We start from the raw sequence: 4,778 nt of genomic DNA on the forward strand, positions 1-4,778 counted from the left end.
GTCTGCAGCGCGGGCGGATAGTCGTTGCCCAGGAACTTGATCAGCACCGTCATGACCGAGAAGGTCAGGGCCGAAGCCAGCATCCACAGCGCGCCCTGCAGGTTCGGGGAGAGCCGGCTCACGATCGCGCGTCCCCCGTCATGGCTTCCTCACCCGCCGATTCTCGGCGATCAGTAGCCATGCCTGCGTTGCAACGCCACCCGGACTTCCCCTGCGCCGCCCTGAGTGGGATCGAGGTGGACGTGGGGCGGTCCGCCCGCGGGCAGCTGGCGCTGCGCTACCGGCTGAGCGGCGTGACGGATGCGCTGATGCTGACCTCGGGGCCGGCTGTCCGCACCGACGAGCTGTGGCGACACACCTGCCTCGAGGCCTTCATCCAGGCGGCGCCCGACGCCAGCTACCGCGAGCTCAACCTGGCGCCCGGCGGGGCGTGGGCCGCCTATCGGTTCGACGGCTACCGGGCAGGCATGGCCAACGCCGAGGTGGATCCGCCGCAGGTCTGGGCAAGCGCCGCGAATGACATCACGGTTGCCTGGATGCTGGACCTTCCCGCCGATCGTCCTTGGCGCATCGGCGCCTGCGCGGTGATCGAGGAAGTCGGCGGAAGGCTGTCCTATTGGGCGCTTGCGCATCCGCCGGGAAAGCCCGACTTCCACCATCCCGATGGCTTCGGCCTGCAACTTCCGGCGCCCGAGGCCCCATGAGATTCGGTATCGACCGCCTGCTCGCCGACCCGGCCCTGCGCGCGCCCCTGGCCGGCCGCCGCGTCGCGCTCCTGGCCCATCCCGCCTCGGTGACCCAGGACCTGACGCACAGCCTGGATGCGCTGGCCGCCGTGGACGGGGTGAACCTCACTGCCGCCGTCGGGCCGCAGCATGGGCTGCGCGGCGACAAGCAGGACAACATGGTCGAGAGCCCGGACTTCAACGACCCGGTGCACGGCGTCCCGGTGTTCAGCCTCTACGGCGAGGTGCGCCGCCCGACCGATGCGATGATGGACACGTTCGACGTCCTGCTGGTGGACCTGCAGGACCTCGGCTGCCGCATCTACACCTTCATCACCACCCTGCGGTACGTGCTGGAGGCCGCCGCCGCGCATGGCAAGGCGGTGTGGGTGCTGGACCGCCCGAACCCCGCCGGCCGCCCGGTCGAGGGCCTGACGCTGCGACCCGGCTGGGAGAGTTTCGTCGGCGCGGGGCCGATGCCGATGCGCCACGGTCTGACCCTGGGCGAACTCGGCCACTGGTTCATCGCCACGCTCAAGCTGGACGTCGAGTACCGGGTGATCGGGATGGAGGGTTGGGCGCCCGACGCTGCGCCCGGCTTCGGCTGGCCCGTGGGCCAGCGGACCTGGGTCAATCCCAGCCCCAACGCGCCGAACCTGTGGATGGCCCGGGCCTACGCCGGCCCGGTGATGCTGGAAGGCACGACGCTGTCCGAAGGCCGCGGCACCACCCGGCCGCTCGAGCTGTTCGGCGCGCCGGACATCGATGCACGCGCCGTGATCGCCGAGATTCGCGCGCTCGCGCCGCAGTGGCTGGCCGGCTGCGCCCTGCGGGACTGCTGGTTCGAGCCCACTTTCCACAAGCACCAGGGCAAGCTCTGCGCCGGCGTGCAGATCCACACCGAGACCGGCTACGACCACGCGGCATTCAAGCCCTGGCGGCTGCAGTCACTGGCGTTCAAGGCCATCCGCCGGCGCTACCCGGACTACCCGCTGTGGCGCGACTTCCCCTACGAGTACGAGATCGGCAAGCTCGCCATAGACGTGATCAACGGAGGCCCGCGGCTGCGCGAGTGGGTGGACGATCCGGCGGCGAGGCCGGCCGACCTCGACGCCATCACCGACCCCGACGAGGCCGCCTGGGCCGAAGCCCGACGGCCGTTCCTGCTCTACTGAGCCTCGTCGCGCAGCAGGACGCCGGCGGCATACAGCGCCGCGACGTCCGCCTCACCCTTGCCCAGCCACTCGGCCAGGACCGTTTCGTTGTGCTCGCCCCGGTGCGGCGCGACGCCCCGGACCTCGCTGACGGCGTCGGAGTAGCGGTAGGGTGACTGCGGAATAGGACGCGTCCCGCCCGCGCGGTCGTCGACCTGGGCGATGGAGCCGCGGGCCCGGATCGTGGGCTGCTCGGCGAGGGCGGCGCCGGCGCGGACCTGGCCCCAGGCGATGTTCATGGCGGCCATCGCCGCCTCGACCGCCTCCCAGTCCGGCAGGCCGGCCAGGAAGTCGCCCACCGCCGCGCGCCGCAGCCGGATCTTCTCCGCCAGCGGCGTGTCGGGAGCGGCCGGGTCCTTGAGGCCCAGCTTCTCGGTCAGCTGCCGGAATAGGTGGCGGAAGTCCGCCGACATCAGGATGTCGCCCGGCCCCGCCGCCCATACGTCGTTGGGCAGGCCCATGGTGCCCTCGGAATCTTCCAGCTCGTAGTGGATCTGGTCGTCGGTCACGAGGGTGGCGTCGATCATGGCGATGTCGACGTGCTGGCCCACGCCGGTCCGCTCGCGCAGGATCACCGCGGCCAAGACCCCGACGAGGCCGTGCAGCGAGGCGTTGGTGTCGGCCACCGAGAGCGGCAGCTCCGTGTGCGGGGCCCCGCTGCGGCGGTGGGCGCGGTGCATCAGCCCCACCTCCGCGTGGACGATCGGCGCATAGGCCGGCCGCCGCGATTCCGGGCCCCCGTGGCCGAAGCCGGAGATGGACAGCATGATCAGCCGCGGGTTCACCGCCTTCAGTGCGTCGTAGCCGAGGCCCAGGCGGGGCATGACGTCCGGCCGGAAGTTCTCCAGCAGGATGTCGGCCTTGCGGACCAGCTCCAGCACCAGTTCGCGTGCGCCGGGCGCCTGCAGGTCCACGCAGATGTCGCGCTTGCCGGCGTTCTGCTGGTGGTAGTAGCCGGGCACGCCGCCCACCACCTTGCCCCACATCCTGGTCACGTCGCCTTCCGGCGGCTCGACCTTGACCACGTCGGCGCCCAGGTCGCAGAGCATCCGGCCGGCGAACGGCCCGGCCAGCACCCGCGACATGTCGAGGACCTTCAGCCCGGCGAGCGGGCTTTCACGGGAGGCCACTCAGTCCACCGTCACGACGACCTTGCCCAGCGCCTTGCGGTTGGCCAGGTGGGTGATCGCCTCGCCCGCGCGCTCCAGCGGGAAGCGCTCGGAGATGAACGGCTTGATCTTGCCCGCCGAATACATCTCCAGCAGCTCGGCGACGTTCTTGCGGTGCTTCTCCGGGTTCTTGGCGACCCAGCCGCCCCAGAACACGCCCACGATCTGGCAGCACTTCAGGAGCGCGAGGTTGAGCGGGATCTTCGGGATCTCGCCCGCGGCGAAGCCGACCACCAGGTAGGTGCCCTCCCAGCCGATGGAGCGCAACGCCGGCTCGGCGTAGGCGTCGCCGATCGGATCGTAGATGACGTCCGGGCCGTCCGGGCCGCAGGCGTCCTTGAACAGGGCCGACATGGCCTTCTGCGATTCACGGTCGAACGGACCCTTGGGATAAACCACGCCGGCGGCGGCGCCGTGCTTGATGCAGAGGTCGACCTTCTCCTGGCTGGAGCAGGCGGCGATGACGCGCGCGCCCATGGCGACGCCCAGCTCGACGGCGGCCAGGCCCACGCCACCGGCAGCGCCCAGCACCAGCAGGGTCTGGCCAGGCTTCAGATGAGCGCGCTCGTCCAGCGCATGCCAGCTCGTGCCATAGGTCATGATGAAGGCTGAGGCCTCGTCGAAGGGCATCGCGTCGGGGATCTTCACCAGCCGCCCGGCCTCGACCGCCAACTCCTGGGCCATACCGCCCGAGCCGGTGTTGGCCAGCACCCGGTCGCCGGGCTTCACGTGCGTGACGCCCTCGCCGACCGACTTGACGATGCCGCTGACCTCGCCGCCCGGCGAGAACGGCCGCGGCGGCTTGAACTGGTACTTGTCCTCGATGATCAGCACGTCCGGAAAATTGACGCCGACCGCCTTGATGCTGACGACGGCCCAGCCGGGCTTCGCCTCGGGCGAGGCCACGTCCTCGAGCACCAGGGTCTCCGGCCCACCGACGGCCTTGCTCAACAGCGCCTTCATGACGTCTCTCTCCCGAAAGGTTTGGCGGACCCTAGCCGGGTCGAACGGATGTTTGAAGGCGTCGATTTGGCCGCGGACGCGACGTCACCTATATTCGACCCTCTCCAGAAGGACCGACCCTTGGGCGTGACCCTCGATCTCAGCCGTGCGCCGGCGAAAGCGCTTGCGCCGCCCAACCTCACCGGCCTGAGCCGCAGCGAGCTCGCGGCCGCGCTGGTCGACGCCGACGTCGTGCCGGCGGCGAAGGCGAAGATGCGCGCCGGCCAGGTCTGGCGCTGGATCCATCACTACGGCGTCACCGACTTCGCCCAGATGACCGACGTGGCCAAGGAGACGCGGATCGCCCTGGCCCAGACCTTCTCCCTGGCCCGCCCGCAGGTCGTCGAGCGCCAGGTCTCCAAAGACGGCACGCGCAAGTGGCTGATCCGCACCGCCCCCGGCATCGAGGTCGAGACCGTCTACATTCCCGACGTGGGCCGCGCGGGCGCGCTCTGCGTCTCCAGCCAGGTCGGCTGCACGCTCAACTGCACCTTCTGCCACACCGGCACCCAGGCGCTGGTGCGCAACCTGACCGCCGCCGAGATCGTGGCTCAGGTGCAGGTGGCGCGCGACGACCTGGAGGAGTGGCCCTCGCCCAAGGAGGACCGCAAGCTCACCAACATCGTCTTCATGGGCATGGGCGAGCCGCTCTACAATCTCGACAACGT

5 protein-coding genes and 1 pseudogene are annotated in these 4,778 nt (G+C 70.3%); 3 read left to right on the forward strand and 3 right to left on the reverse strand.

The genetic code is table 11. The annotated features are described in order from the left end of the window. Positions 1-83: hypothetical protein (locus QZV94_RS23360; protein ID WP_293682617.1), on the reverse strand; the 83-nt coding region annotated here is incomplete at its 3' end. 96 nt (positions 84-179) lie between these two features. Between QZV94_RS23360 and QZV94_RS23365 the strand changes: the two genes are divergently transcribed. Both QZV94_RS23365 and QZV94_RS23370 read left to right on the forward strand, forming a co-directional pair. Next, positions 180-704, forward strand: coding sequence for a DOMON-like domain-containing protein (locus QZV94_RS23365; RefSeq protein WP_293682607.1), 525 nt, complete (start codon positions 180-182; stop codon positions 702-704). Continuing rightward, complete coding sequence (locus QZV94_RS23370) at positions 701-1,900, forward strand: DUF1343 domain-containing protein (protein WP_293682609.1); 1,200 nt, start codon at positions 701-703, stop codon at positions 1,898-1,900. The genes QZV94_RS23365 and QZV94_RS23370 overlap by 4 nt, the downstream gene beginning before the upstream one ends. Here the strand turns inward: QZV94_RS23370 and QZV94_RS23375 are convergent. After that, positions 1,894-3,069 carry a CaiB/BaiF CoA-transferase family protein gene (locus QZV94_RS23375; RefSeq protein ID WP_293682611.1) on the reverse strand — a complete coding sequence of 392 codons (1,176 nt, stop codon included), beginning with the start codon at positions 3,067-3,069 and terminating at the stop codon, positions 1,894-1,896. The genes QZV94_RS23370 and QZV94_RS23375 overlap by 7 nt on opposite strands. Further along, on the reverse strand, positions 3,070-4,071 hold the full coding sequence (locus tag QZV94_RS23380) for an NADPH:quinone oxidoreductase family protein (protein WP_293682613.1): 1,002 nt from the start codon (positions 4,069-4,071) through the stop codon (positions 3,070-3,072). It lies immediately after the preceding gene. 120 nt (positions 4,072-4,191) lie between these two features. On the opposite strand from QZV94_RS23380, the pseudogene QZV94_RS23385 reads away from it, so the two are divergent. After that, positions 4,192-4,778: pseudogene (locus QZV94_RS23385) on the forward strand (radical SAM protein); the annotation flags it as partial.

This window comes from uncultured Phenylobacterium sp. (genome assembly GCF_902826855.1).
Taxonomy (GTDB): domain Bacteria; phylum Pseudomonadota; class Alphaproteobacteria; order Caulobacterales; family Caulobacteraceae; genus Phenylobacterium.

Coding starts and splice junctions, on each gene's coding strand:
- QZV94_RS23365 (WP_293682607.1), top strand. CDS start 180: ATGCCTGCGTTGCAACGCCACCCGGACTTCCCCTGCGCCGCCCTGAGT.
- QZV94_RS23370 (WP_293682609.1), top strand. CDS start 701: ATGAGATTCGGTATCGACCGCCTGCTCGCCGACCCGGCCCTGCGCGCG.
- QZV94_RS23380 (WP_293682613.1), bottom strand. CDS start 4,071: ATGAAGGCGCTGTTGAGCAAGGCCGTCGGTGGGCCGGAGACCCTGGTG.